The following is a 25,574-nucleotide window of genomic DNA, read 5'->3' as shown; positions in this document are numbered from 1 at the left end:
AAACATATTGTTAATAGAAATCATTGCCATTAGATGAAGAGACAAAACTCATTTATTCATGAAAATAAATGAGTTTTGTAAATAGTGGAAGGCGCTTCGTTACAAAAGCGAACAAAATTATGAATTGGCGCTAGCTAACGTCATTAATCTTTTCATTAAAAAATTTAAAATAACACCATAAAGGGGTAAGAAGAATAATCCACAAATTAAAATTTTAAAGCTATAGTCAATCGAGGCTATTTCGATCCAATGATTCGCCATAAATTCGTCGTTACTTTGATAAAAGGCAATAGCAAAAAAGACAATAGTATCAATACCATTACCTAATACCGCTGACGCCGAAGGCGCAACCCACCACGCTTTATTTTTTCGTAAATAATTAAACACGGTAATATCCATCAGTTGCCCAACCAAATAAGCAGCAAAACTGGCTAATGCAATACGAAAGACAAAACTGTTAAAATCACACAACGCTGAAAATCCCATCCAATGCCCTTCGAAAAATACAACCGAAATAGAATAAGAAAACAGTAAGGCCGGTATCATGACAACAAAGATAATTTTTCTGGCAAGGCTGGCACCAAATACCCGAATGGTTAAATCGGTGGTTAAAAAGATAAATGGAAAGGTAAATGCTCCCCATGTGGTATGAAAACCGAAGATATCAAACGGGATTTGTACCAAATAATTGCTTGATGCAATAACTAAGATATGAAAAAAAGAGAGCCAACAAAGTGCTTTACGCTGCTGAGCTGGAGTAAATTTTTTCTGTAATGAGTCTGAGTGAATATTCAAATACATATTCGTTTCCTTTTTTGAATGGGGTGAGAGAACCCATGATGTTTAACATAAAAATAATGTAATTAAGGTTAAAAATGTCGGATTACCTGAATTTAATTACATCGATATTTAATATTGTTAACTTGTTATACAAAAATACTTTTTATACAAAATAATCGTTGATGATTTGCCTGCATTCATTTAACCGTCAGACACGACTATGTTGTGACATCGGTTAAATATTGATTTAACCCTTTTTCACGCAGCTCACAACTTGGGCACTGACCACATCCGCCGTCAACCCCGTAATAACAAGTGTGAGTGTGTTGTCGAATATAATCAAGATAACCGAGTTTATCAGCCATTTCCCATGTTTGCGCTTTAGTCAGATACATTAAAGGGGTGATGATGTTAAACGTGTAATCCAAGGCTAAATTCATCGATACATTCATGGATTTAATAAAGATATCTCGACAATCCGGATAACCACTAAAATCAGTTTCACATACGCCAATAATAATATCTTGAATAGCGTGTTGTTTGGCATAACACCCCGCTAACAATAAAAATAGCATATTACGCCCGTCAACAAAGGTATTCGGATAATTCCCTTCTTGAGCGGCTTTGATTTCTTGTGAGTCATCAATCAAGGCATTATTGGTCGTTTGTTTGATCACTGAAGTATCAATAAGGGTTTGCTTTACACCAAGGTCGTCAGCAATCCATTTGGCTTTTTCAAGCTCAATGGCATGTCGTTGACCGTATTGAAAGCTGATTGTTTCAACGTTTTCACGTCCATAATCAGCAATGGCTTGCAGTAGGCAAGTGGTCGAATCTTGCCCACCTGAAAATATCACAAGTGCTTTACGATGTTGCATTAAAAAATTCCTGTTAGGATGATGAGATTAGCGATTATCGACTTTTTCAGGATAAAGATCGTGATTAGCTAAACGATTAAGCGCAATTTGTTCCCAGTGAGTACCGTTTTTACCGTAATTAGCATAAGGATCAATAGAAATACCACCACGTGGCGTAAACTTACCCCAGACTTCGATATATTTGGGATCCATTAATTTGATCAGATCTTTCATGATGATATTAATGCAATCTTCATGATAATCACCATGATTACGGAAGCTGAACATATAAAGCTTAAGTGATTTACTTTCGACCATTTTAATATTCGGTACATACGAAATGTAGATCGTTGCAAAATCAGGTTGACCGGTGATAGGACAAAGACTGGTAAATTCTGGACAATTGAATTTTACAAAATAGTCATTACCAGGATGTTTATTATCAAAGGTTTCCAGAATTTCTGGACAATAAGTTGTAGGATAGCGAACAGACTGATCGCCTAGTAGTGTAACGTTACTCATAATTTTCCTTAGTTTTTTTGCGTGGGAGGTTTACGAACCACGTGATAAGGCGCACACCTTACCTTTTTTTGTGATAAAAGTCTAGCCTATTGCTTAATCACTCCGCATAACGGCGTTAAACGCAAAGTTAACTTAATTTGCTTGAAAATTGGGTCATTTTGGTTAAACAATAGCAATGCGTGTTGAATAAGAAAGTTGTCATCATCAACGGGATAACTCACAACGTTATCACTATTTTGATGATGACATTTGGAGGATAATGTTAATAAAAGCTAAAAACTAAGATTTACTTCGATTTCACTGCTTTGTAGAAGTTGTCCAATTTATCTTTAGCTTCCGCAAGTTCTTTTTCAGCATCATTTAATTTTGCGGTTTTTTCGGCAATTTTTTGGTTATCACCTTTGAGTTTTGCCTCCGCTAAATCTTTTTGTCTTTCTGCCACTTTTTCAGTCTTATCAGTAATATTCTTTTTGTATTCGGCTTCTAAATTATTATCTTTACAATGCATTTTGACATTTAACAATGCTTTTTCTAATCCTTGAACACGTTCAACATTATCTGTTTTTTGAGCTTCAGTAATTTGTGCTTCAATTGCCTCTTTTTTGCCGGCACAGGTTTGCCCTTCATGATCATCAACGTTTGCGGCACAAACACCTAATGTAAGGGTTGTTAAAAAAGAAAGCAGTGTTAATTTACTTACAGACGACTTAATTGTTGATTTCATAATAATTCCTCTTAAGTTTATTTTCTTAATTGAACACAATCGACTTTATGGTTTTTGCCTTTCGTTAATATTAAACTTGCTCGCTCTCTTGTCGGTAAAATGTTTTCGATCAAATTTAATTCATTGATTTCTCGCCAAAGACGATTAGCGATATTTATCGCTTCTTGCTCTGGAAGCTGTGAATAGTGATTAAAATATGAGTTAGGATCACTAAAGGCGCCAGCTCGAAATTTTAAAAAACGATTCACATACCAATCATGTAGAAGCGACAAATCCGCATCAACATAGATTGAAAAATCAACATAATCCGAAACAAAGACTCGGTTGGTATTTTGTGTAAAATTTAAGGTTCCTTGTAATACGTTTAATCCTTCTAAAATGAGAATATCAGGACTATCTATAACGATTTCTTCATTATCAACAATATCATAAACCAGATGTGAATAGACGGGTGCTTTAACTTGAGATTGACCTGATTTTACATCAGCAACAAAATTGATCAACCTTTTAATATCATAAGATTGTGGAAAGCCTTTTTTGTTCATTATGCCACGCTCTTCAAGATATTTATTAGGATATAAAAAACCATCCGTTGTGACTAATGCAACTTTTCGATGTTCAGGCCAACGACTTAATAGTGCTTGTAAAACGCGTGCAGTTGTACTTTTACCTACTGCTACACTCCCTGCTATACCGATAACATAAGGGATTTTTTGGGTTTTACCTAAAAATTTGGCAAGAACAGCCTGACGGCTAAAACTATTATTAATATAATAGTTGAGCAATCGGGATAAGGGTAAGTAAATTTCGCTGACTTCATCTATGGACAAATCTTCATTAATCCCTTGCAATGAGGTGAGTTCCTCAGGGGTTAATGTCATGGGTTCAGCATTACGCAAACTAGCCCATTCTTGGCGGCTAAACTGCATATAAGGACTAAGATGATTTTTCATCATGTCGTGTTCTCAAATTCCATCTATTTAAATTCATTGGGTTAAGATTATACATAAATCTTAACTTTTACAATCATAAATTAGCATTAATGCATGATCGTAGCTATATTGAAGACTTACTGATAAAATAGCCTAAATAAATATTTGTCCTAATATTAAACAGAGATTATATGTTAAAAACCAAATCGAAACAAAAACCGAAAAAAACCCGTCAAGAGATTAATGAAGAATCTTGGGCACTCAAGCGAAAACGCAAACATAAAGGCTTACCAAGTGGTTCTCGTTTCAATAATGAAACCCAAAAAAATAAACCAACTGCTAAAACTGTTAAAGATCCACGCATTGGTAGTAAAAAACCGATTTCGTTAATTGCTGATGAATCAGTGAAATCGACCAATAAAATCAAACAACCGAAAACGCAAAAATTAGTTTTATCACCCGAGCAAGAATTGGAACAACTGGAAAACGATCCTAAATTAGAGCAATTACTTGATTTAGTCGAAAGTGGAAGCCAATTAACAAAAGAGCAACAAACATATCTCGATACTAAATTAAATCGTATCGATGAATTGATGCAGCAACTCGGTTATAGTGTTGATGATTTTGAAGATGAAGAAGAGAAACAAGAAGATATTGTAAGTTTATTGAAACGTAATTGACGTCATATCTGAACAAATTTACATTAATTTATTGTGATATATAATGCAATGAATTTGTGATAGTTTGGCTGTTAAAATATCAACATCAATCTGTTCCGTCGACTGAATGTACAATCAAATATTTAATAATGAGAGCCAATCATTATGCCTATGTTAATCATGCTTAGTTTATATATTGGACTATTTATTTGTACTTTACTCTATCTTCGAAAAACGAATCGGATTAAATTTCGTGTTAAGGCAAAACAGAAAACGATTTTAAAAGGTCATGGAAAAAGTCATGTCAAAGACAAAATTAGACGAAAATAATAGCTTAGCAGAAGCACAATTGTGGGATCAAAGTTTAATTGAAAAATACAATTATTCAGGCCCACGCTATACTTCTTATCCTACTGCGTTAGAGTTTAATGAAAATTTTAGCCAACAAGACTTTATCTTGTCCGCCACCCGCTTTGCGGATAGACCTTTATCGCTTTATGTTCATATCCCATTTTGCCATAAACTTTGTTATTTTTGTGGGTGTAATAAACTGGTTACCCGACAAACCCAAAAAGTCACCCAATACTTAGATATACTGGAACGGGAAATAGCTTCACGTTCTCAGTTATTTAAAGATCGCACCGTCACTCAAATGCATTGGGGAGGCGGTACACCGACTTTTTTAACGCATGACGAGATTACTCGACTTATTACCTCGTTAAAAAAGCACTTCAATTTTGATACCCACGCTGAACTTTCAATCGAAATCGATCCAAGGGAAATTACCCCACAAACTATCGATCATCTAGCCAATTTGGGCTTTAATCGATTAAGTATGGGGATTCAGGATTTTAATCATGAAATACAGAATTTAATCAATCGTGAACAAGATGAACAACTCATTCGATCCTTGATCCTTCAAGCAAGAAAAAACCGTTTTCATTCTATCAGTTTAGATCTTATTTATGGATTACCTAAACAAACGGTTGACAGTTTTACCGAAACATTGGATAAAGTGATTGATATCTCACCCGATCGTTTAAGTGTCTTTAACTATGCCCATTTACCTAGCCGATTTGCAGCACAACGTAAAATTAAAGACCACGATTTACCTAATGCTCATGCAAAATTACAGATTTTACAGACCAGTATTCAAAAGTTAACCCAAGCAGGGTATCGCTTTATTGGTATGGATCATTTTGCAAAACCGACTGACGAACTGGCAATTGCCCAGCAGCAAAATAAATTACATCGAAATTTCCAAGGTTATACCACCCAAGGAGAGGCAGATTTATTAGGGCTTGGCGTATCAGCAATTAGTATGCTGGGTGATAGTTATGCACAAAATCAAAAAGATCTTAAACTTTATCAACAACAAGTTGAATTAAGTGGTAATGGTTTATGGAAAGGGTTTTGCTTAAAGGAAGATGATAAAATTCGTCGTGATGTGATAAAACAGCTTATTTGTCATTTCTATTTAGATAAACAAGCGATTGAACAGCGGTATCAAATCCGATTTGATCACTATTTTGCCGAAGATTTAACCTTGCTTGACCCATTAGTCAAAGATGGATTAGTCACAGTAACAGACGATGCCATTATCGTTAATCCTAAAGGTCATTTGCTTATCCGTAATATTTGCATGTGTTTTGATAGCTATATGAGACAACAAGCACGGCAACAGCAGTTTTCAAGGGTGATTTAGTCACTAGTCAAACCGCCCTCTTTCGATGATGTATTAAAGGCAAAGTTACGGTAAAAACCGTAACTTTTTTTCTTGTGTGGAATTATCAGTTAATGACAAGCTAAATAAACTCTAAATTTTGTTGTTTGTGCAATGACTTCAACACTTTTGAAGGTTTCGTCTAAAATAGCTTGATAAGGTAAAAATGAGTTTGCCACAATACAAAGGTAACCATTTAGTTTCAAGTGTTTTTTCGCTTCTTTAATCAGTGTGTTTACTGCCGTATAACTGGTTTCTTTACCGTCATGAAAAGGGGGATTAGACACAATAAGATGATATTTATCATTAATATTTGAAAATACATCGCTGGCAACAACCGTTGCATCAATATGATTAGCAATTAACGTTGCTTTACTTGATTCAATGGCAGCAACGCTAACATCAGACAAAGTAAGATTGATTTCAGGATACAATTTACCCAACACGGTTGATAACACCCCTGCTCCGCATCCTACATCTAACACATTACCTTTAATAATATCAGCATGATCAACTAACGCATTTAATAGCAGTTCACTTCCGGCATCTAATCCTTTTTGACTAAACACGCCCGGTAAACTCTTAATCTCAATATCTTGATCTTCAATGGATAAATGATAATTTAACCACCATTCACTAAGATCAAATGCCAAACGACTTTCAGCTTGAAAATGATACAAACCACAACGCCTTGCGCTGTCAATTTTTTGGATGACACCAAAATCAGCGAGAAGCGACTCAACACTTTTCACCCCCGTTCGATTTTCACCAACAATAAAGATATCACTATCTTTTGGCATATTATTTAATAGATAAGAGAGCTGAAATTGGGCTTCGCTTTTTGTTTTTGGCCAATAATAGATTAACGTATTCATGCCGTTATAAAAATCTTTATCAGGCAGAAGAGAAAAATCGATTTCAGTGCCCTTGCGACTATTTTTTAGACGCAAATAGGTATGAAATTGTGAACAATGAATTTTAACTTGATTAGCCGCAATAACAATAGGATAACTATCTTGAATATCACCAGCAATAATAACTTTTTTATCGCTAAAAAATGTTTGATGACGTTCAAGTACTTGACTTGCAGGAGTAAAAGCGGATGTTGCCATAATGCCTCAATGAAAAACCTTTATAAATTGATGCGATGATTATACAATTAACCATCTTTAATCTCTAATAAAAACCGAATGTCGATAATGTCACAACGTGATTGGTACTTACAACAATGCAATATTACGCAATATGTGTTGCGTAAAGCAAATGTTTTTAAAGGTGAAGTGGTAAACCATATTGACGATGAAATTCGTTTAATTGTTGTCGCTGAGCATAAACCCACGCAAAAAATTTATTTTGATATTTTAAATGCCATTCGCCTTAATCAAGAGCAGGTACTTTTTTTAACGCCTTCACAATTAATCATCCCCTCCGATGATATTGATAAGGTTATATGGTTTATTGACATAAATCCTGATGAATCTTGGAAACGTGCATTAACGATTCAAACAACGGATTTAATTTCTTTAGCTAAAGCTCCACAACAAAAACGCCAACTTTGGCAACAATTATGCGAATATGAAAACTATTTCCACCCTGACCGACAATGATTTACCCGATGCTTTTGAGTTAGAACAACAATGCCACTTGATTCCTTGGTCAAAGCAGACGTTCTATTCAAATCAAGGCGATCATTATTACAATCTTAAATTGACTATCGATAACCGTATAGTTGGTTTTTGTATTTGTCAAATGGTTGCAGACGAAGCTAATTTGTTCAATATCGCTATTCATCCAAAATACCGACAACAAGGGCTTGCTAAGGCGTTACTGAATCATTTAATTGATCACCTGACTAGCATCGATCACCCGATTGCGATTTCCACATTGTGGTTAGAAGTAAGAAGATCAAATACACCCGCAATCGAACTTTATCATTCTCTTGGTTTTAACCAAATTACCGTTAGGAAAAACTATTATCCAACAACCAATGGCAAACACGAAGATGCAATTATTATGGCTTACACATTAACCTTATCATAACGATAAATTACAGAAGGAATAATCAATGATAGCTCATCGGGCTCTACTTTTTGTCAATGGTGAACCGCCACATCACTTTCCAAGTGATTTAACCGGCTATCATTATGTTGCTTGTACTGACGGCGCTTATCATAATTACTTAGCCTCAACCGCTATCATACCGGATTTTATTATTGGCGATTTAGACAGTTACCATCACACTATGGCTGTGCCAGACAAAATCCAAATAATACAAACACCCGATCAAAATAAAACTGACTTTGAGAAAGCTATCATTTTTTTAGCAGATAAAGGGATTCAACACTTTGATATTTATGGGGCAACTGGACATGCTAGCGACCATTTTTTAGGTAATTTATCGGTAGCGTTGCAGTATCATTCACAATATCAAATCACTTTTTATGATAATTACGGCCACTTCTTTTTTGCCAAAAAGTATCAAGAAATCGTTAATATCAACAATCATATAGTCTCTTTTATGCCATTTTGTGAAGTGACGGACTTGACCATTACAGGCGTGCAGTATCCTTTAGTCAATCAAACGCTCACTTTTGGGAAATTTATTAGCGTACGCAATAAAGCCATATCAGATTTAGTTAAAATTACTTTTCAACAAGGTAATTTAATCATTTTCATTGAAGATTTTAGTAGTAAACATTGACGGCGTGATTTACAATAATTTACAATATCATTATACTTTTTTAATAAAAAGATTACCAAAAGGACATCACCATGCTTTTAAAAAAACTTTCTGTGCTTGTGAGTACATTATTGATATCTTGCATGGCTTTTTCTGCTCAAAATCAACAAGATATCAATAAAACTGACAAAGTAATGAAAGCTTTTTTAGCATGTGATAATCAATTTTTTAAGCAACTTGCTTTATACAAAGATGATTTTAATCAATATGTTGACTTAGCCACCGCCGATAATGTGACCTATATTCCTGTCGAATCTATCGAAAATCATGATAAAAACAAAGTGATGTTTAAAAAACCGTTTCAATATCGTGGGTTAACCATTTCGGGTTATCAAAATGTCTACCTTACCACCACCGCATCAGGCCAATTTTATTACTGGGGATTTATTGTTGATAATGCCATTGACGATGTAAAAAACGCATTAGATACTCTCCATTGGTCTAAATTCAATGCACAAATTTATACTGCAAATACTAAAATTTTTGATACCCAATCTCATTCTCCTAATTGGCAGGATAATCCTTATTCTATAGACGGTGTGCTTCCTAAAATTGGCACTATTGAAAAATCACTTTATTTAGAACCAATTTCTGACAAACAAAGCTTGGTGTCGTGCTCGATTCAAGGTGATGTAGACAAACAGATTCTTTATGTTACAAGACCAGATATAAAACCAATTTTGAAAAAAATGGAACTTGAACGTAAACAGAAGTTAAAACTAGATAATAAACAGAAAGAAATAGAACAAAAAAGACAATTTCAACCTCAAGTTAAGCCTAACCAAAGCTTAAAAAATAATTAAAAAATGGAGATGAAATTTAATGAAAAAATTAGGAATACTGTTATTTCTTTTTTCTTTTTCTGTATTAAGCCTTCAGGGAGTAACAAAAAATAAAACGGAGGTGAATAAAGTTGACTTTAATAAAGAGTATCAAAAATTAAAAGACGCCAGTATTGGAGAGCAATTTATTTCAATCAATAAAAGTTATGAAAGAGATTCGGTCGGTTACACTTTTATAGATAAAAATTCGGTCAGATTGCATCCGTATAATAAAAACATTCGTCAATTTAATAAAGTAACTAATTATATACCTTCTCTTAACTATGAACAGATTAATGGGAATAAAGTACCTTATCATTCAATGGTTATCCAAGAATTTGCGAATTGCGATAAAATGGAAATTGCCGAAGGCAAGATACAAATTTATGCAAACTATTTTGGTGACGGTAAATTGATTTCTGAAAATCAGTTAGTAAACCGTTGGGTTGCAACCAATCCAGGAACTGATATGCGGGTGTTACTGGTTATTGCCTGCTCGTTACCCCTTGTGAATTAGTCACAAACTTTGTGCATTGCATTTAGGCGTACGGTAGCGAAGAATAGGCGTTTATGCTATTATTCTGGCATTATTTTTAACGAATTGATGACAATGAAATGAATATTACGCAATTTCACATTCTAACAGAACAATTATTTAATAGTGTTGAAGTTTTTTTAGATAGTTACGCTCAAGAACATGATGTCGATATTGATTATGAAACTAATGGTAATGTGATTACAATCAGCTTTCCAAATGGCAGCAAAATCATTGTCAATACTCAAGAGCCGCTTTATCAAGTTTGGTTAGCAACCTCAAAACAGGGTTATCATTTTGATTATCATGATCAGCAGTGGATATGTAACCGAAGTGATCAAACCTTTGACACGATTTTTTCTGAAGCAGTAAAAGAACAAGCAAGCTAATCATATAAACAGTTAAAAAAGGGATCCTACAATACTTTATTAAGATCCCTTTTCAGGTTCAAACAATATTCATTTTTTTGCAGGTATAATCAAAGTAGGGTTAAATTGGCTAATTTAATCACTAACCATTTGATTCCTTCGTTAACAAATGCGATTTGAACGCGTCGATGATCCCCTTCACCATCAAGATTGATTATTGTGCCTTCACCAAAACGATGATGTTTAACTTTTCTGCCTAATGTATAACCATCACTTTCACGACTTTTATCCAGATAAGATTGTCTACGATTTTGCTGAAATTGCTTTTCTTGACTTAGATTATCTAATTTGCCTTCAGGAGGCGCAAAGAATCCCCGATAGCTAATTTCGTTTAACCTGTCGACTGGCAATTCAGCTAAAAAGCGAGAAGGTAAATTACGCTCTTCACGACCATAAAGGCGTCTTAACTCGCATAGCGATAAGGTTAAATGCTTGCGTGCTCGTGTTATACCAACATAAGCAAGGCGTCTTTCTTCTTCCATTCTGTCGATTTCTAGTGCTGAACGTTGCGCCGGAAACAGTCCTTCTTCAAGACCGACAATGAAAACATTATCAAATTCAAGTCCTTTTGCGGCATGTAATGTCATCAATTGGACTGAATCTTGTTCTTTTAGCACGTCTCGGCTTTCTAACGAAGTATAAGCTAAAAATGATTCAAGCACGGTTAAGGTCTGACCGGTTTCACTATCTTCAATCACGGTATTTTCATTATTACGATAAAACTGTTCAGCCGCCGACACTAACTCTTCAAGATTTTCAAGTCGAGATTGTCCTTTAATGCCTGGCTCTTGCTCATACATTTGTTGAATTCCAGACGATTTTATCAGGATATCGAGTTGTTGATAAAACGGCATTTGCGCAACTTCATCATAAATTGATCCCATAAGTTCAAGAAAACGACTTACTCCAGATCGCTGCCGTTCGGTTAATCCATTCATTTGAATTAACATTAAACACGCATTCCATAATGAAATATTATTTTGTTTGGCTGTTAATCTGATTTTATCAAGGGTCACATTACCAATACCCCGCGTTGGCGTATTCACCGTTGCTTCAAATGCCATATCGTTATCGTGATCATGCAAAAGCCGTAAATACGCAAGTGCTAATTTGACTTCTTGCCGCTCATAAAACCGGATCGAACCATAGATCTGGTAAGGTAACCCAGCTTGTAATAACGTGTCTTCAAACAGTCGGGACTGCACATTATTGCGATATAAAATGGCACAACTGGAATATTTTTCACCAGCATCATGATATTTTTTTATCTGCCCAATAACAAATCTGGCTTCATCAATATCATTGAAACCAACATAAAGAGAAATCTTTTCGCCTTCATTGCGATCTGTCCACAAATTCTTACCTAATCGATTCTGATTTTTAGCAATAAGTTGATTAGCGGCATCTAAAATCGTACTGGTTGAACGATAATTTTGCTCTAATCGAATAATTTCGGTTTCGGGAAAATCATGAATAAAGAGTTGTAAATTATCGGCATTTGCACCACGCCAACTATAGATTGATTGGTCATCATCGCCAACAATCATGACATTAGCCGTCGTGCCCGCTAATTTTTTTACTAAAGAATATTGTATATGATTCGTATCTTGGAATTCATCAATTAAAATATTTGAAAAACGATGTTGGCAGTAACTTAATACATCTTTATCACTGCACAATAATTCATAAGCACGTAAAATAAGCTCCGAAAAATCAACATAGCCTACTCTGTCACAAATCGCTTGATAGTCATTGTAGATAGTCTGCCACATTATCTGTTTAGGATCTTCAGGTATCAAATCTTTAGCGCGTAAGCCTTTCTCTTTTTGATTAGAGATAAAACTTGCACACTCTTTTGCCGACCACTGTTTTTCGTCAATTTTTAATTCACGAAAAATCCGTTTGATCAGACGAATCTGATCTTCCGTATCGATCAATTGAAAATTGGATGGGAGTTTAGCTTGCTGAGAGAACATGCGTAATAAACGATGCGTTAACCCATGAAATGTTCCAACCCACATACCATTAAAATAACCTTCCCCAATCAGATGCTGTATACGCTCTTGCATTTCAGCCGCAGCTTTATTGGTGAAAGTGACGGCAAATATGGAATGAGGCGAATAATGTTTTTCCATACAGAGCCATGCAATACGGTGAACTAATACCCGTGTTTTACCACTGCCAGCCCCTGCAAGAACAATAGTGTATTGATTATCAGTGGTCACCGCATCTTTCTGCTCGGTATTAAGGTCGTTTAATAATGATTGTCTGTTTTCCATTATGTTAAAACCTGTTGTCATCATAGCAATTATTGATAGGTTTTGAATTTAAACCTAGTATCAATCAATTCTTTTCAGTTAATCTGTCGTGTTTAGGTTGTCATCAAAAAGGATGTAAAGATAGGCGTTTTTTAAAGCAATTGATGATGATCGTGTAGCTTACTGTCTATTTATACATATTTAAAATAAATTATAGCAGATTATCCAGTTCTGATAAATGATTGATTTCAATATGTGGCAAACATTTGGCATCAGCAAGGTGATAAATATCTTGACCATAAATATTTATCCAACAAGCTAATAAACCATTATTTACTGCACCGTTAACATCTGTTAATAGATTATCACCGATATGTAAAACGTGCTTTGCTGGTACGGCTAACTTGTTAACTGCTAAATCGAATATCTCAGGAAAAGGTTTAGAACGACCATCCGCCCCACCTCGCAGCGAAAATTGAAAGTAATCTCCTAATCCTATTTTATGAATATCAACATTGCCATTGGTGATCACCGCTAAGGGTATTTTACTGGCCAGTGTTGCCAATAATTGATGAGTCGATTCAGTGATTTGCATTTTATGACGCCAAAAGTTAAAGCACGCCATAGATTCCTGAACGATATCATCAATGTTAAATGTGGATACACCCATTTTAAGGAGTAGAGATTTAATCGTTTCGATTCGCCAAATAACCACATCGTGATAGATTTCGGGATTTAGGGCTAATACCTGTTGTTTTTCAGTATGAAGATCTGACAAGGTGATATTTTTTAGCTGTTCATGTTGTCTTAAAGACTTGATGATTTCATCTTCAGCTTTTTCAACAATCATGCTGTTGTCATATAACGTATCATCAAGATCAAATGTCATTGCTTGAATGCGGTTAATTGATCGGTAAAAACGCATTACTTTCTTCCTCTTTTTGCTCTTGGATGCGTCGAATCATAAACATCAGATAAGTGTGAAAAATCAAGGTGGGTATAAACTTGAGTTGTAGACAAATCAGCATGCCCGAGTAACTCTTGCACCGCACGCAAATCTCGACTGGATTCTAACATATGCGTTGCAAAAGAGTGACGCAATTTATGCGGATGAACATGTGAACTTAATCCCTGTTTGATCCCCCACTCAGCAAATCTTTTTTCAACATTTCGTGGGGAGATTCGACGACCTAATTTTGATATAAATAAGGCATCATCTTGAGGTTCTAATAAGTTACGCATGGATAACCAGTGTTGGATCCATTTAATCGATTCTCTACCTAATGGTAATTTTCGTTCCTTATTTCCTTTCCCCATTACCCGAATTTCCCCCTCTTTTAGGTTTAATTCACGGCAATTTAGATTCACTAATTCTGACAAACGTAATCCGGATCCATACATAACTTCAAGCATTGCCCGATCACGCACAGATAATGGATCGTTATATTCAATATCCAGTAATTGATTTATCTCGTCAATATCAATATTTTTAGGCAGATGTTGACCGATCTTAGGATTTAAAACGCCACGAGCAGGATTTGCGCTGATCAATTGATTCTTGACCATCCAATCACAAAAGCTCCGCAATGCCGATAACCTTAATGACAAGCTTCTTGCTTGTAACCCTGCTTGTTTACTTCTACCAATTAATAAGCGCACCGCGGATGAATCGAGATCTTGCCAGTTAGCAATTTCGACTGTTTTTGCTAATTCAATAATGGCATAGAGTTGTCGACGATAATTAATTTGCGTGTTTAAACTGAGTTGTCTTTCGGATTTTAAGTAGTTTAAAAATTGCTCAACGGGTTGGGTTAATAATGATAGTTGTTCTTGATTAGACTGAATCATCATTAGTCCTTATTTTGTTCGCATAATCCACTTTTCAATCAAGATCGGTAATAACTCACTTATTTTTTCCAACAAGAGTGTCCCTTGACCTGCTTGATAATGATGTGGATTTGCACTGGTAAAAATCAAGATGCCCAAATCACCAAATTTTCCTAATAGCGATAAAGCAACTGATCCAACATAGTTATGTTCCGGTAATAAAAAATCTAATTCCGTCGAATTTAATGTACCTAAATACTGATGGCTATACTGCAAATGACGAACACGAATAAAATCAAATTGTGAAGAATTCAGCGCCAAATAGTGATAATTTGATGGCGCATTAAGTAGCCATTTATCGTCAAAAAGGTAGAGATAAGCGCCGTTCAGTCCCAATGATTTTGCCCATGAATTAAGTGACTGAATTAATTCATTGAGGTCTGAGGTTTGAATCAATTTCAGTTGAAGATCCATCAATTGGCTAAACAACTGCTCATTCGCTGTGGCATGTTCCATTAATAACGTTATTTCAGACTCAAGTTGCTTTATTTTATTTCGTTGCCTTGCCATGTGCCATTCGGGTAATGAGATGACGCCACGCACGGGATGAGGAATTTGCAAACTTTCAATCTGGTTGGCATTGCGAATAAAAAAATCAGGGTTATTGATAATATACTGACTGACCACTTCATCATTTAATTTGAGTGGTTTAGTTTGAGTTTGACTGTTTTTAGTTTTTAAATTCCGCGTGTTTTTTACAACCATAGTTAAATTCTTTATTCATTTGTTAACATTTTAAAGATAGACTCATTTAATATTCAAATATGCGAACTCGGATTTTTATTGACCCACGCTACAAATTAATTGCCAAATAAGCACTATTTTAAAAAGAGATAAAACCGTCATAAACATGTGTTGCCGGCCCCGTCATAAAAAGTGGTTGATTTTCGCCTTTCCACTCAATCAGCAACTTGCCACCGGGTAAATTGACATTCACAGTCGAATTTAACAAGCCTTGATTAATTCCTACCGCGACCGCTGCACACGCACCAGTCCCACAGGCTTGGGTTTCACCCACTCCACGTTCGAATACGCGCAAATTGATGTTATTACGATCAATAATATGCATAAATCCAATATTAGCCCGTTCAGGAAAACGTTCATGTTGCTCTAATAATGGCCCTAGCGTGCTCACTTGAGCAGTTAAGATATTATCGACTTGTATTACACAGTGTGGATTGCCCATTGAGGCAACTCCACATAAAATGGTTTGTTCTTGTGCTCTGATAATATAGGTCTTTTCTTCTTTAATCGCTTTAAAAGGTACTTTATTTGGCTCAAAAACAGGTACCCCCATGTTCACTCGAACGGTTTCATCATCGTTAACGGTTAAGACAATGTTCCCTTTCATGGTACTGACTTTTAACACGCGCTTTTTGGTCAAACCTTTCAAACGAACAAAACGCGCAAAACAACGTGCACCATTACCACATTGCTGAACTTCTGTCCCGTCCGAATTAAAAATACGATAGTGAAAATCGCTATCAGGTGAATAAGGGGGTTCAACAATCAGTAGCTGATCAAACCCTATACCGGTATATCTATTAGCCAGACGCTTAATTAAATCCGGAGACAGATGAACATTTTGCGTTACCGCATCAATAACCATAAAGTCATTTCCCAGTCCATGCATTTTTGAAAAGTTCATCATCATCTACCTTTTATCATCAAAGATTACTATATCTTGAATAATTGTTTATTGATTCGTTTGAACTAAAGAACGTCATAAACAACTTATTAAGATTCATCATTCTTGTTTAACCAGTTATAACTTATACATCAATGGATAGCTAGAAGACGTGTTCTCCACGCCATAAGTCGTCAAACGTTTCGCGTTGACGAATTAACTTATGCTGTTGTTGGTCAATCAGCATCACTTCTGCCGGGCGTGGATGGCTGTTGTAATTTGAAGCCATGCTAAACCCATAAGCACCTGCGCTACATATCACGACTAAATCATCTTGTTTGACAGATAGCTCACGTTGATAAGCAAGTACATCACTTGATTCACAAATCGGCCCAACAACATTGTATATAAAGGTTTTATCTTCCGCTTGTTGCTCTTTTTCGGGTAATATACGCATCCAAGCTTTATAAAGCGCTGGACGAATTAAATCATTCATTCCCGCATCAACTATTGCAAAATGGTTATCATCTTGATGTTTAGTGTATTCCACTTTCGTAATGAGTAAACCTGCATTAGCCACTATTGAACGCCCCGGTTCAAATATTACTTCGAGATCTGGATAATGCGCTAATTTTTTCAATAATTCAGTCACCAGTAGCGATGCCGTTGGTGGTTGCTCATGATCATAACAAACGCCTAACCCGCCACCTAGATCAATATGTTGTATCTGAATATTTTCTGATTTTAATTTATCAACTAATAAAAGTATACGTTCAGCGGCATCTAAAAACGGCGATAACTCGGTGAGTTGTGAGCCGATATGACAATCAATGCCAACAATGTTAATATTGGATAACGCTTTTGCTTGGCGGTACACCTCAATCGCTAATTGATAACTAATACCAAATTTGTTTTCTCGTAAACCGGTTGAAATATACGGATGCGTTTTTGCATCAACATCGGGATTAATTCTTAAAGATATAGCAGCGACTTTACCAAGACGTTTTGCAATATCATTGATTCGATATAATTCTGCTTCTGATTCAACATTGAAGCATTTTATACCTACTTGTAAGGCTCGTTCAATTTCGACAATGGATTTCGCCACGCCCGAAAAGACAACTTTTTTAGGGTCTGCGCCCGCTTTAAGTACTCGTTCTAACTCACCTTGTGAAACAATATCAAACCCTGAGCCTAACTTAACTAATAATTGTAATACCGCTAAGTTACTATTCGCTTTAACCGCATAACAAATTAAGTGTTTACGATGAATAAGTGCATGCTTGTAAGCTAAAAACTGCTGAGTGATATAGTCAGCTGAATAAACATATAAAGGGGTACCATATTGTTTGGCTAAATCATCAATAGCAATCTGATCAGCCAATAAATGACCATTTTGATAATGCAAAAAATTCATTGTTTCTTTCCTAATTTAAGCAACTTTATGTATTATTTGTTCTTGATTCAAACTATTCATAGTTGATTGGTCTGTTTGATTATTGGATGCTTCTGTAGGATGATATAAAGGCCCTTTTAGCCCACAACCCACAATAGATAGAATGAACAAAAACATCGAAAGTAATTTTATTAATGATTTCATATAATATTCACAATATTCTAAATTTTTATGATAACGACTATATTACACGATAGCCCTAATCGTGCAAAGCGCTAATAATAGGTTTGCCAAAGAACAAGGCAAAATCTAAAGTCAGGAAATTTGACAATAATTATGCTATAATTAAACTTTTTAATACGACAGGAAACAAGATGGAATCAACAAATCACTGCCCTACCTGTGGATCAGAATATACTTATCCCGACGGTAATTTAATTGTCTGCTCAATGTGTGCTCATGAGTGGGATCCTAATCAAGCAACGACTGAATCATCTCAACGTGAAGTGAAAGACAGCAACGGTAATTTATTAGCGGATGGCGATGATGTGTTATTGATTAAAGACCTTAAATTAAAAGGTTCATCGACTGTGCTAAAAAAAGGGGCAAAAGCGAAAGGGATTCGTTTAGTCGACGGTGATCATGAAATTGATTGTAAAATCGATGGCATGAAAATTATGCTTAAAGCCTGTTTTGTCAAAAAAGCTTAATGCATTGAATGCTTCATCTTTTTTCATAAGATGAAGCGTTGATTCACAATCAAATCATGTTTGATTTTATATTGAATTAAATATAGGAAATCCTGCCTGTTCGCCGATTGCCTTTAATCTTTTTTGAGCTGTGATAATATTTTCTTTCCATTTATCATCTTTTGCCCACATCTCGATGACTAACGGTGCGGAATAGTTCATCATTTTAAGTGTTTTAAATATGGCCAGAAAATCAACCTCACCTTCACCAATGACAAGATCTCTAAATTGTCCTGAATAATTCTTTTTCACTTTTAAGGTGTCTTTCAGATGAATTTGGACGATATGATCACGACTTAACAATAATTCAGTACATGTATCGTAGTTCCAACCCGTGATATTTCCAACATCAGGATAAGCCATGAAGTAAGGGGAATTCACTTCCCGTTTTAAAATTTCAAATTTACTGAGTGAATTTAGGTAATTAGTATCCATAATTTCAACTGCCAACATTATCCCAACTTTTTCCGCTTGTTTAGCTGACCATCGCATACCTTCAATAAAACGTTGATGAGTCTTGTTATTGGCTGGTTCATAATAGACATCATACCCTGCTAACTGAATCACTCGTATTCCAAGCTTATAAGCCAAACGAAGCGCTTTATTCATGATGTCTTTAGCTTGGTTGCGGACTGTTTCATCTGCTGAGCCAAACGGATATTTACGATGTGCACTTAAACACATTGAATGTAGTGGTATTTGATTTTGCTCACATAATCGTTTTAAAGCATAGATTTCGTCATCAGACCAATCGAGCCTTGCTCGACGCTCATCAGATTCATCTATTGATATCTCAATAAAATTAAATCCTAATGATTTTGCTTCCTGCAATTTTTGTTGCCATGAAAGTTCATTAGGCAATGCTTTTTCATAAATACCAATATGATTGGTCTGTAGTGTGGGATCGATTGCAAATGTTGACATAGTTAAAACCTGCTCATATCTTTATTATTTTAAAAATGCAGTCGCCGTAACGACTGCAATCTATCACTTACCAATATTTTGCTATTTGCTCTCTTAATGCTTGAGCCGTTTTTTTACCATTTTCATTGGCAAGAGCTCGACCAGCAATGAAGGCTTTGGTTTTAATGCCAGCAAACAAGTGGATATCTTCCGGTACAATTCCCCCTGTGATTGAAAGCTCTAGTCCTAAATCTGAAAGCTGACGCATTTTAACCAAATCCTCCTCCCCCCAACCTACGCCAGCTAATTCCGCATCTCGAGAACGATGATAAATTGCCTGTTTTATCCCCAGTTTTCGCCATGCTTTCGCATCTTCTAATGTCCAATGCCCATACAATTCAATTTGGATTTCGCCTTTAAACTCATCGGCGATTTTCTTACATGCTTCAACGGTGGCTATGTGCGCAGCTGCCGATACGGTTAACCAATTAGCGCCAGCAGAAAAAGCCATTTTTGCTAATATTGCTCCGCCATCGGTGGTTTTTAAATCACAGACTAAAATATGATCGGGATAAAGTTGTCTTAATGTTTTTACACTTTCCATGCCTGCCCCAAACGCAAGAATAGTGCCGACTTCAATAATGTCGACAAATCCTGACACATTTTTAGCAACATCTAATGCCGGTTTTAATTCAGTTTGATCTAAGGCGATTTGTAATTTAGGTGCTGTCATTTTTATTTCCTTGTTCATTTTATTTTTGACCGTAATAAGCGTTTGCGCCATGTTTGCGAAAATAGTGCTTATCAGATAAAGTTTGTTGTATTTTAATGGTTTGATTGAGCTGACGAGTTGCAATTGCCATCATAGCGACTTCTTCCAGTACCACAGCATTATGTACGGCGTCGATAGCATTTTTTCCCCAACAAAATGGGGCATGTCCAGAAATCACAGCGCCAGGCATGGCTTTTGGATCGACGCCTCGACGCTTGAACTCCTCAATAATGACAAGTCCTGTATTTTTCTCATAATCAGTCGCAATTTCACTATCGGTTAACCGACGAGTACAAGGTACATCACCATAAAAGTAATCGGCATGCGTTGTACCTAAGGCTGGGATGTCTAATTCTGCTTGAGCCCAGATAGTGGCATACCGCGAGTGGGTATGGACAATGCCACCAATATTTTCAAATGCCTTATATAGTTCAAGATGAGTGGCTGTATCACTGGACGGATTGAGTTTACCTTCTACAATTTCCCCTGTTAATGAAAGCACAACAATGTCATCTACAGTCATCGCACCGTACTCAACACCTGAAGGCTTTATGGCAATAACGCCTTTTGTGCGATCAATTTCTGATACGTTGCCCCAAGTAAAAGTAACCAGATTATATTTAGGTAACAGTAAATTAGCGTGTAAAACCCTTTCTTTTAAAGCTTGATACATAAACTAACCTCCATTTAAAGCCCGATCAATGACTGCATAGACATCTTCTTTACTGTGACAACGTCTTAATTTATCGAGATCAACACCTGTTGCGCTATTTTCATCATCTAAAATTTGTGTCACTTCCATTAACCCTTCCATATGTTGATCAGACGTACTTCCGGCTAAGGTGACAAGCACATCAACCGGTTCATCTTCTCCGTCAAAATAAACCGGTTTTTTTAAGGTTACTAAGGCAAAAGCGGTACGATTGACACCATCTTCAGGTCTAGCATGCGGCATAGCCAGATTAGGCGCAATGATAATGTAAGGTCCCATGGATTTTACACAACGGATAATGGCATCGTGATAAGATGGTTCAATGGCTTTTGATGCTACTAACATATCGGTTCCAAGCTTGACCGCATCTTCCCAATTTGCCGCTTCTGCGCTGAGTAATATTGAGTTATTTTCAATTAAAGATTCTTTGAAAGCCATATTGCGCTCCTTTTTCATATTCTATCTATTTATTCGTATTAATTTGGTTAATTAGTTCGATAAGCTCATCGCCAAACGTATGTGGATTAAGCATATTTTGTACACCGAGTGCATGTTGACCTTCATTCACTTCAATTTCATGTATCAGATGCTTCGATGCTACGATGATATCAACATTCGGTAATCGGGATTTGTAGTCGGTAACAGCACAAGAATCCATAATGTTAGGGATCCCTTTCTTATCCAGAAAATTCGCAATTTTCATTTTCATCATCATTGATGACCCTTGACCACTACCGCATACCGCCAGAATACGAATTGGTTGGCCTTCACTTATTGCAACTTCATCCATTTTTTCAACTACTGCTTCATTTACATCCTGATGTATATCATTTTCGATAGGTTGATTTTTTTGTTGTGCTTCTTCAGCGCGTAGTGTTTTAGCGGCAAAGAACATATACACCAATGCTAACGCAATGATTAAATAGATAAACAAATGAGAAAATGATAACCCTTGTAAGATTGGTGGGAATAGAATTGACCAATCCGCCATCCCCATCCATGAGTCAATAGGCGTGCCGTTTTGCGCAAAAATATTGATCACCCAAGCAGAGCCCAGAACTTCAATTATTCCCATTGCAAAACAGATTTTCATAACTGCTTTCCAACCACCAAAATGGTTGGCAAATACGCCAATTGTCGCATTTGAGAAAAACATTGGAATAAATCCCGGAATAATCATTATTGGGGATTTAAAGATAAGCAATAATGCGATCGCTAAGAATTGCCCTAATGCGCCCCAAATAAAACCAAAAACCATGGCATTAGGCGAAAATGCATAAATGGCTGCACAATCAATAGCAAGCACAGCATTGGGAATTAATTTTTCAGAAATACCTTTAAATGCTTCGGATAATTCAGCAACAAACATTCGTACACCGCCCACAATAACTTGTATTGCAACGGCAAATTTAAGCCCTGTTTCGAAAATATAGATTGTCCAATGGGTTGAACCAGCCATTGTTTGAAGATTATCTAAACCAAATGAAAGAAGAATGATGCCAAAGAAGAATGTCATGACAATGGTTGTGGCAGCGATACTATCATGGAAAATATGTAACCATTTAGGTAATTTAAGATTATCAACCGAATCATTTTTATCACCCAGTTTTGGCGCTAATTTTACCGCTATCCATGAACCGAGTTGCTGTTGATGACCAATGGAAAAACCAGCCCCACCTGTTACCGCTTGGGTTGGTTTAAACATCATATTTGAGAATATCCCCCAATAGAGTGCAGTAATAATGGCGGAATAGATAATGGTTTCCCACATGCCATAACCAAATAAAAAGTAAAATAGTGCAATAAGACCGACTTGCTGAAACATAATATGACCTGTCAGCATGATCGTTCTGATACCGGTTAAACGGCGAAACAGTACAAGTGCAATGTTGATAGCAAGTGCCAATAATACTGCATAGCCAACCCAAGAATATTGATCGCCCATACCCTTTTCGACGGCCACCATCGAGGCATACGTATCAATAATCGATCCTTTAATACCATGATATTCTGATAGTTTTGCAATGACGGGTTTAAAAGTTGAAACTAACACTCCTGAACCGACTTGTAATAACATAAAACCAACAATGGTTTTAATGGTGCCTTTTAAAACGGTTGTTATGTCTTTACGTAAAAGGCAATAACCTAACATTGTCACTAAGCCAAGCAACAAAGGCGCTTTTGTCATAACTTGGCTATAAAAAATATAAAATATGTTGTAGATTACTTCCATATGTTCCTCTCATTGGTTTATCGACATCTTTAAATATCTAACGCTTTACTGTGGAGAACTAACTTCGTTTTTAAATTTTTCTATAATATTTATTGTTATATGAATAGATAAAATTTCTGATTACACTTCGTTATTCATAATTAAATAACACTTGTTATATTCTACAATCACAATTAACCATTCAATGATTATTTATGATTATTTTGATAAAGATCACTTTTCTAAATCTATCACACCCACATCTGTGATTATCATCACATTTTTAGGAAAAAACAGCGGTAAAAATTAGAAATATAATTATTATTATCAACATATTGAATCAACAATGAGTTAAATATTGGTTATAAATATTTGACAATATTATGAATGAAAATTATTATCATTTTTGATCAAAATTAATCACTTTAATTCAACAAAGAGGTAATAATGAACGAAATATCACGACATAATGAAATAGTGGCAATGGTTAACGACAAAGGGATGTTAAGAGTGACTGAGTTAGTTTCATATTTTTTTATCTCACCGGCTACAGCTCGTCGTGATATCACTAAGCTCGATCAGGAAGGAAGAGTAAAAAAAGTACGTAACGGTATTATGCGCATCGAAGAGAAAAAGCCAATATGGGCACCAATCGGCAATAATAATACCGATCATTATCATGAAAAGGCTCGCATCGCTATTCGTGCAGCTAAGTTATGTGGTGCTGATGAAAATATTGTCATTAACTGCGGTTCAACGGCGTTTTTATTGGGTCGAGAACTCTGTGGTAAAAATGTTTCAATCATTACTAACTATTTTCCGTTAGCGTGTTACTTGATTGAACATGATCATGAAAATGTCATCATTATGGGAGGATTATATAACAAAACACAAAATATTATTCTTAACCCCATTGCGAACATTACTGATTCTTATGCTGGCAAATGGATGTTTACCAGTGGCAAGACGTTAACACCCAATGGACTTTATAAGAATGAAATATTAGGTGCAGTGGCTGAACAACAGATACTTGAAAAAATTGAAAAATTAGTTGTTGTTGTGGATAGTTCAAAAATTGAAACCAAAGCCAATTCTGGCATGCTTTTTTGTCCTGTGAATAAAATCGATATTTTAATTACCGGTAAACAAGCAAACAAGGAAGTCATTGAAAGCATTAAGGAGCAAGGTGTAGATGTTATTTTAGTTTAATTATTAAAATGTAAAAGGAACAAAGTATGAGTAAAGTGAACGAAATTACCCGAGAATCGTGGATATTAAATACCTTTCCTGAATGGGGTACTTGGCTAAATGAAGAGATTGAAGCAACAGAGGTTAAACCCAATACGTTTACCATGTGGTGGCTTGCTTGTACTGGCATTTGGTTAAAATCTGCCGGTAATACCAATATCTCCGTCGATTTTTGGTGTGGGACCGGTAAAAAAACACACGCTAATCCCTTGATGAACAAACAACATCAAATGATGCGTATGGGGGGAGTACGCGAATTACAACCTAATTTAAGAACCAGTCCATTTGTATTAGATCCTTTTGCTATTAAAGAGATTGATGCGGTAATGGCAACCCACGATCATGCCGATCATATTGATGTCAATGTGGCTGCTGCGGTCATTCAAAACTGTTCACCAAAAGTGAAATTTATTGGCCCTAAAGCTTGTGTCGAATTATGGAAAAGTTGGGGTGTACCTGAAGATCGTTGCATTGTTGCCAAAGTAGGCGAAACCATTAAAGTGGGCGATATTACCATTCGGGTGCTAGATTCTTTTGACAGAACTTCGTTAGTGACACTACCTAAAGGGGTTTCCTCAACTGATAAAGCGATTTTAGATGGCATGGATGACAGAGCCGTTAACTATCTGTTTGAAACTTCGGGCGGTTCACTATATCACTCGGGAGATTCTCATTACTCTAACTATTATGCCAAACATGGTAATGACTATAAAATCGATGTTGCGTTACTTTCTTATGGTGAAAATCCGCGTGGGGTCACCGATAAAATGACCTCTTCAGATATTTTGCGTGCTGCGGAATCACTGAAAACCCAAGTTGTGATTCCTTTTCATCATGATATTTGGGCAAATTTCCAAAGTGATCCTCGTGAAATTGAAGTGCTTTGGCAAATGAAGAAAGATCGTTTGGAATATCAATTTACGCCTTTCTTCTGGCAAGTTGGCGGTAAATATACTTATCCAACAGATAAAAACAAAATGCACTATCAGCATTATCGTGGATTTAGAGACATCTTTACCGATGAGCCTGAATTACCTTATCGATCTTTCTTGTAATTTGTTTCGAAATTAAGATCAATAATTTTTGTGG

General features: G+C 35.9%; 29 protein-coding genes and 1 riboswitch. Of the genes, 11 read left to right on the top strand and 18 right to left on the bottom strand.

Translation table 11 applies throughout. From position 1 onward, the window contains the following. Nucleotides 1–117: 117 nt before the first annotated feature. The 5 genes from J3U14_RS01355 to coaA all read right to left on the bottom strand — a co-directional run bounded on the left by J3U14_RS01355 (nucleotide 118) and on the right by coaA (nucleotide 3,839). Nucleotides 118–801 carry a 7-cyano-7-deazaguanine/7-aminomethyl-7-deazaguanine transporter gene (locus J3U14_RS01355; protein WP_267351431.1) on the bottom strand — a complete coding sequence of 228 codons (684 nt, stop codon included), beginning with the start codon at nucleotides 799–801 and terminating at the stop codon, nucleotides 118–120. 197 nt (nucleotides 802–998) lie between these two features. Beyond that, on the bottom strand, nucleotides 999–1,658 hold the full coding sequence (gene queC, locus J3U14_RS01350; protein WP_267351430.1) for a 7-cyano-7-deazaguanine synthase QueC: 660 nt from the start codon (nucleotides 1,656–1,658) through the stop codon (nucleotides 999–1,001). A gap of 27 nt (nucleotides 1,659–1,685) precedes the next feature. After that, nucleotides 1,686–2,159 carry a preQ(1) synthase gene (gene queF, locus J3U14_RS01345; RefSeq protein ID WP_267351428.1) on the bottom strand — a complete coding sequence of 158 codons (474 nt, stop codon included), beginning with the start codon at nucleotides 2,157–2,159 and terminating at the stop codon, nucleotides 1,686–1,688. A gap of 2 nt (nucleotides 2,160–2,161) precedes the next feature. Further along, nucleotides 2,162–2,206, bottom strand: a riboswitch (PreQ1 riboswitch). A gap of 239 nt (nucleotides 2,207–2,445) precedes the next feature. Beyond that, entirely contained in the window at nucleotides 2,446–2,883 is a 438-nt protein-coding gene (locus J3U14_RS01340) for a DUF1090 domain-containing protein (RefSeq protein ID WP_267351426.1), read from the bottom strand. Between the two features lie 17 nt (nucleotides 2,884–2,900). Further along, nucleotides 2,901–3,839, bottom strand: coding sequence for a type I pantothenate kinase (gene coaA, locus J3U14_RS01335; protein ID WP_267351425.1), 939 nt, complete (start codon nucleotides 3,837–3,839; stop codon nucleotides 2,901–2,903). Nucleotides 3,840–4,006: 167 nt separating this feature from the next. On the opposite strand from coaA, the gene yihI reads away from it, so the two are divergent. Both yihI and hemN read left to right on the top strand, forming a co-directional pair. After that, entirely contained in the window at nucleotides 4,007–4,495 is a 489-nt protein-coding gene (gene yihI, locus J3U14_RS01330; RefSeq protein ID WP_267351423.1) for a Der GTPase-activating protein YihI, read from the top strand. 280 nt (nucleotides 4,496–4,775) lie between these two features. Beyond that, complete coding sequence (hemN, locus tag J3U14_RS01325; RefSeq protein WP_267351422.1) at nucleotides 4,776–6,179, top strand: oxygen-independent coproporphyrinogen III oxidase; 1,404 nt, start codon at nucleotides 4,776–4,778, stop codon at nucleotides 6,177–6,179. An 89-nt stretch (nucleotides 6,180–6,268) separates the two neighbouring features. Here the strand turns inward: hemN and rsmC are convergent, their stop codons facing one another. Then, on the bottom strand, nucleotides 6,269–7,309 hold the full coding sequence (rsmC, locus tag J3U14_RS01320; protein WP_267351420.1) for a 16S rRNA (guanine(1207)-N(2))-methyltransferase RsmC: 1,041 nt from the start codon (nucleotides 7,307–7,309) through the stop codon (nucleotides 6,269–6,271). Nucleotides 7,310–7,387: 78 nt separating this feature from the next. Between rsmC and J3U14_RS01315 the strand changes: the two genes are divergently transcribed. From J3U14_RS01315 to cyaY, 6 genes are all read left to right on the top strand, one after another. Next, nucleotides 7,388–7,804 carry a DNA polymerase III subunit psi gene (locus J3U14_RS01315; protein WP_267351418.1) on the top strand — a complete coding sequence of 139 codons (417 nt, stop codon included), beginning with the start codon at nucleotides 7,388–7,390 and terminating at the stop codon, nucleotides 7,802–7,804. Beyond that, on the top strand, nucleotides 7,773–8,237 hold the full coding sequence (rimI, locus tag J3U14_RS01310; RefSeq protein ID WP_267351416.1) for a ribosomal protein S18-alanine N-acetyltransferase: 465 nt from the start codon (nucleotides 7,773–7,775) through the stop codon (nucleotides 8,235–8,237). The genes J3U14_RS01315 and rimI overlap by 32 nt, the downstream gene beginning before the upstream one ends. 25 nt (nucleotides 8,238–8,262) lie before the next feature. Then, nucleotides 8,263–8,898 (top strand): thiamine diphosphokinase, encoded by a 636-nt coding sequence (locus J3U14_RS01305; RefSeq protein ID WP_267351415.1) that lies wholly within the window; start codon nucleotides 8,263–8,265, stop codon nucleotides 8,896–8,898. A 71-nt stretch (nucleotides 8,899–8,969) separates the two neighbouring features. Continuing rightward, the gene (locus J3U14_RS01300) at nucleotides 8,970–9,740 is read left to right on the top strand and encodes a hypothetical protein (protein ID WP_267351413.1); all 771 of its coding nucleotides are present in this window, start codon (nucleotides 8,970–8,972) and stop codon (nucleotides 9,738–9,740) included. Between the two features lie 19 nt (nucleotides 9,741–9,759). Further along, complete coding sequence (locus J3U14_RS01295; protein WP_267351411.1) at nucleotides 9,760–10,275, top strand: surface-adhesin E family protein; 516 nt, start codon at nucleotides 9,760–9,762, stop codon at nucleotides 10,273–10,275. A gap of 98 nt (nucleotides 10,276–10,373) precedes the next feature. Next, nucleotides 10,374–10,682: an iron donor protein CyaY gene (gene cyaY, locus J3U14_RS01290; protein WP_267351409.1), complete on the top strand. Its 309-nt coding sequence runs from the start codon at nucleotides 10,374–10,376 to the stop codon at nucleotides 10,680–10,682. Between the two features lie 89 nt (nucleotides 10,683–10,771). Here cyaY and uvrD read toward each other — a convergent pair whose 3' ends face one another. The 7 genes from uvrD to lptM all read right to left on the bottom strand — a co-directional run bounded on the left by uvrD (nucleotide 10,772) and on the right by lptM (nucleotide 18,093). Then, nucleotides 10,772–13,000 (bottom strand): DNA helicase II, encoded by a 2,229-nt coding sequence (gene uvrD / locus J3U14_RS01285; RefSeq protein ID WP_267351407.1) that lies wholly within the window; start codon nucleotides 12,998–13,000, stop codon nucleotides 10,772–10,774. Nucleotides 13,001–13,190: 190 nt separating this feature from the next. After that, nucleotides 13,191–13,904, bottom strand: coding sequence for a 5-amino-6-(5-phospho-D-ribitylamino)uracil phosphatase YigB (gene yigB, locus J3U14_RS01280; RefSeq protein WP_267351405.1), 714 nt, complete (start codon nucleotides 13,902–13,904; stop codon nucleotides 13,191–13,193). Next, the gene (xerC, locus tag J3U14_RS01275; protein ID WP_065559259.1) at nucleotides 13,904–14,827 is read right to left on the bottom strand and encodes a tyrosine recombinase XerC; all 924 of its coding nucleotides are present in this window, start codon (nucleotides 14,825–14,827) and stop codon (nucleotides 13,904–13,906) included. Before xerC ends, yigB begins: the two co-directional genes overlap by 1 nt. A gap of 9 nt (nucleotides 14,828–14,836) precedes the next feature. Next, nucleotides 14,837–15,571 carry a DUF484 domain-containing protein gene (locus J3U14_RS01270; RefSeq protein WP_267351403.1) on the bottom strand — a complete coding sequence of 245 codons (735 nt, stop codon included), beginning with the start codon at nucleotides 15,569–15,571 and terminating at the stop codon, nucleotides 14,837–14,839. A gap of 118 nt (nucleotides 15,572–15,689) precedes the next feature. Next, nucleotides 15,690–16,514 (bottom strand): diaminopimelate epimerase, encoded by an 825-nt coding sequence (gene dapF, locus J3U14_RS01265; RefSeq protein WP_267351401.1) that lies wholly within the window; start codon nucleotides 16,512–16,514, stop codon nucleotides 15,690–15,692. 142 nt (nucleotides 16,515–16,656) lie between these two features. Further along, a complete protein-coding gene (gene lysA, locus J3U14_RS01260; protein ID WP_267351399.1) occupies nucleotides 16,657–17,910 on the bottom strand; it encodes a diaminopimelate decarboxylase in 1,254 nt (417 codons plus the stop codon). A 15-nt stretch (nucleotides 17,911–17,925) separates the two neighbouring features. Next, the gene (gene lptM / locus J3U14_RS01255) at nucleotides 17,926–18,093 is read right to left on the bottom strand and encodes an LPS translocon maturation chaperone LptM (RefSeq protein WP_267351398.1); all 168 of its coding nucleotides are present in this window, start codon (nucleotides 18,091–18,093) and stop codon (nucleotides 17,926–17,928) included. A 170-nt stretch (nucleotides 18,094–18,263) separates the two neighbouring features. Between lptM and J3U14_RS01250 the strand changes: the two genes are divergently transcribed. Continuing rightward, nucleotides 18,264–18,599 carry a zinc ribbon domain-containing protein YjdM gene (locus J3U14_RS01250; protein ID WP_220216805.1) on the top strand — a complete coding sequence of 112 codons (336 nt, stop codon included), beginning with the start codon at nucleotides 18,264–18,266 and terminating at the stop codon, nucleotides 18,597–18,599. A 66-nt stretch (nucleotides 18,600–18,665) separates the two neighbouring features. Here the strand turns inward: J3U14_RS01250 and J3U14_RS01245 are convergent, their stop codons facing one another. From J3U14_RS01245 to J3U14_RS01225, 5 genes are all read right to left on the bottom strand, one after another. Continuing rightward, the gene (locus tag J3U14_RS01245; protein WP_267351395.1) at nucleotides 18,666–19,562 is read right to left on the bottom strand and encodes an L-ribulose-5-phosphate 3-epimerase; all 897 of its coding nucleotides are present in this window, start codon (nucleotides 19,560–19,562) and stop codon (nucleotides 18,666–18,668) included. Nucleotides 19,563–19,629: 67 nt separating this feature from the next. Next, nucleotides 19,630–20,274: a 3-keto-L-gulonate-6-phosphate decarboxylase UlaD gene (locus J3U14_RS01240; RefSeq protein ID WP_267351393.1), complete on the bottom strand. Its 645-nt coding sequence runs from the start codon at nucleotides 20,272–20,274 to the stop codon at nucleotides 19,630–19,632. Between the two features lie 19 nt (nucleotides 20,275–20,293). Beyond that, the gene (locus J3U14_RS01235; protein WP_220216802.1) at nucleotides 20,294–20,986 is read right to left on the bottom strand and encodes an L-ribulose-5-phosphate 4-epimerase; all 693 of its coding nucleotides are present in this window, start codon (nucleotides 20,984–20,986) and stop codon (nucleotides 20,294–20,296) included. A gap of 3 nt (nucleotides 20,987–20,989) precedes the next feature. Continuing rightward, on the bottom strand, nucleotides 20,990–21,463 hold the full coding sequence (locus J3U14_RS01230) for a PTS sugar transporter subunit IIA (protein ID WP_267351391.1): 474 nt from the start codon (nucleotides 21,461–21,463) through the stop codon (nucleotides 20,990–20,992). Between the two features lie 25 nt (nucleotides 21,464–21,488). Beyond that, on the bottom strand, nucleotides 21,489–23,258 hold the full coding sequence (locus tag J3U14_RS01225; RefSeq protein ID WP_267351390.1) for a PTS ascorbate-specific subunit IIBC: 1,770 nt from the start codon (nucleotides 23,256–23,258) through the stop codon (nucleotides 21,489–21,491). Nucleotides 23,259–23,684: 426 nt separating this feature from the next. On the opposite strand from J3U14_RS01225, the gene ulaR reads away from it, so the two are divergent. Then, a complete protein-coding gene (gene ulaR / locus J3U14_RS01220) occupies nucleotides 23,685–24,446 on the top strand; it encodes an HTH-type transcriptional regulator UlaR (protein WP_267351388.1) in 762 nt (253 codons plus the stop codon). A gap of 26 nt (nucleotides 24,447–24,472) precedes the next feature. Then, on the top strand, nucleotides 24,473–25,540 hold the full coding sequence (ulaG, locus tag J3U14_RS01215) for an L-ascorbate 6-phosphate lactonase (protein WP_267351386.1): 1,068 nt from the start codon (nucleotides 24,473–24,475) through the stop codon (nucleotides 25,538–25,540). Nucleotides 25,541–25,574: the final 34 nt, after the last annotated feature.

It is taken from the genome of Gilliamella sp. B3801 (genome assembly GCF_026536645.1).
In the GTDB taxonomy this organism is placed as follows: Bacteria; Pseudomonadota; Gammaproteobacteria; order Enterobacterales; family Orbaceae; genus Gilliamella; species Gilliamella apicola_I.
Note: the sequence above shows the minus strand (reverse complement) of the source record. Positions and strands in the feature narration are given on the sequence as shown.

Excerpts from the sequence above, each read along its gene's own strand:
- J3U14_RS01355 (WP_267351431.1), bottom strand. The coding sequence starts at position 801 with ATGTATTTGAATATTCACTCAGACTCATTACAGAAAAAATTTACTCCA.
- queC (WP_267351430.1), bottom strand. The coding sequence starts at position 1,658 with ATGCAACATCGTAAAGCACTTGTGATATTTTCAGGTGGGCAAGATTCG.
- queF (WP_267351428.1), bottom strand. The coding sequence starts at position 2,159 with ATGAGTAACGTTACACTACTAGGCGATCAGTCTGTTCGCTATCCTACA.
- J3U14_RS01340 (WP_267351426.1), bottom strand. The coding sequence starts at position 2,883 with ATGAAATCAACAATTAAGTCGTCTGTAAGTAAATTAACACTGCTTTCT.
- coaA (WP_267351425.1), bottom strand. The coding sequence starts at position 3,839 with ATGATGAAAAATCATCTTAGTCCTTATATGCAGTTTAGCCGCCAAGAA.
- yihI (WP_267351423.1), top strand. The coding sequence starts at position 4,007 with ATGTTAAAAACCAAATCGAAACAAAAACCGAAAAAAACCCGTCAAGAG.
- hemN (WP_267351422.1), top strand. The coding sequence starts at position 4,776 with ATGTCAAAGACAAAATTAGACGAAAATAATAGCTTAGCAGAAGCACAA.
- rsmC (WP_267351420.1), bottom strand. The coding sequence starts at position 7,309 with ATGGCAACATCCGCTTTTACTCCTGCAAGTCAAGTACTTGAACGTCAT.
- J3U14_RS01315 (WP_267351418.1), top strand. The coding sequence starts at position 7,388 with ATGTCGATAATGTCACAACGTGATTGGTACTTACAACAATGCAATATT.
- rimI (WP_267351416.1), top strand. The coding sequence starts at position 7,773 with ATGAAAACTATTTCCACCCTGACCGACAATGATTTACCCGATGCTTTT.
- J3U14_RS01305 (WP_267351415.1), top strand. The coding sequence starts at position 8,263 with ATGATAGCTCATCGGGCTCTACTTTTTGTCAATGGTGAACCGCCACAT.
- J3U14_RS01300 (WP_267351413.1), top strand. The coding sequence starts at position 8,970 with ATGCTTTTAAAAAAACTTTCTGTGCTTGTGAGTACATTATTGATATCT.
- J3U14_RS01295 (WP_267351411.1), top strand. The coding sequence starts at position 9,760 with ATGAAAAAATTAGGAATACTGTTATTTCTTTTTTCTTTTTCTGTATTA.
- cyaY (WP_267351409.1), top strand. The coding sequence starts at position 10,374 with ATGAATATTACGCAATTTCACATTCTAACAGAACAATTATTTAATAGT.
- uvrD (WP_267351407.1), bottom strand. The coding sequence starts at position 13,000 with ATGGAAAACAGACAATCATTATTAAACGACCTTAATACCGAGCAGAAA.
- yigB (WP_267351405.1), bottom strand. The coding sequence starts at position 13,904 with ATGCGTTTTTACCGATCAATTAACCGCATTCAAGCAATGACATTTGAT.
- xerC (WP_065559259.1), bottom strand. The coding sequence starts at position 14,827 with ATGATTCAGTCTAATCAAGAACAACTATCATTATTAACCCAACCCGTT.
- J3U14_RS01270 (WP_267351403.1), bottom strand. The coding sequence starts at position 15,571 with ATGGTTGTAAAAAACACGCGGAATTTAAAAACTAAAAACAGTCAAACT.
- dapF (WP_267351401.1), bottom strand. The coding sequence starts at position 16,514 with ATGAACTTTTCAAAAATGCATGGACTGGGAAATGACTTTATGGTTATT.
- lysA (WP_267351399.1), bottom strand. The coding sequence starts at position 17,910 with ATGAATTTTTTGCATTATCAAAATGGTCATTTATTGGCTGATCAGATT.
- lptM (WP_267351398.1), bottom strand. The coding sequence starts at position 18,093 with ATGAAATCATTAATAAAATTACTTTCGATGTTTTTGTTCATTCTATCT.
- J3U14_RS01250 (WP_220216805.1), top strand. The coding sequence starts at position 18,264 with ATGGAATCAACAAATCACTGCCCTACCTGTGGATCAGAATATACTTAT.
- J3U14_RS01245 (WP_267351395.1), bottom strand. The coding sequence starts at position 19,562 with ATGTCAACATTTGCAATCGATCCCACACTACAGACCAATCATATTGGT.
- J3U14_RS01240 (WP_267351393.1), bottom strand. The coding sequence starts at position 20,274 with ATGACAGCACCTAAATTACAAATCGCCTTAGATCAAACTGAATTAAAA.
- J3U14_RS01235 (WP_220216802.1), bottom strand. The coding sequence starts at position 20,986 with ATGTATCAAGCTTTAAAAGAAAGGGTTTTACACGCTAATTTACTGTTA.
- J3U14_RS01230 (WP_267351391.1), bottom strand. The coding sequence starts at position 21,463 with ATGGCTTTCAAAGAATCTTTAATTGAAAATAACTCAATATTACTCAGC.
- J3U14_RS01225 (WP_267351390.1), bottom strand. The coding sequence starts at position 23,258 with ATGGAAGTAATCTACAACATATTTTATATTTTTTATAGCCAAGTTATG.
- ulaR (WP_267351388.1), top strand. The coding sequence starts at position 23,685 with ATGAACGAAATATCACGACATAATGAAATAGTGGCAATGGTTAACGAC.
- ulaG (WP_267351386.1), top strand. The coding sequence starts at position 24,473 with ATGAGTAAAGTGAACGAAATTACCCGAGAATCGTGGATATTAAATACC.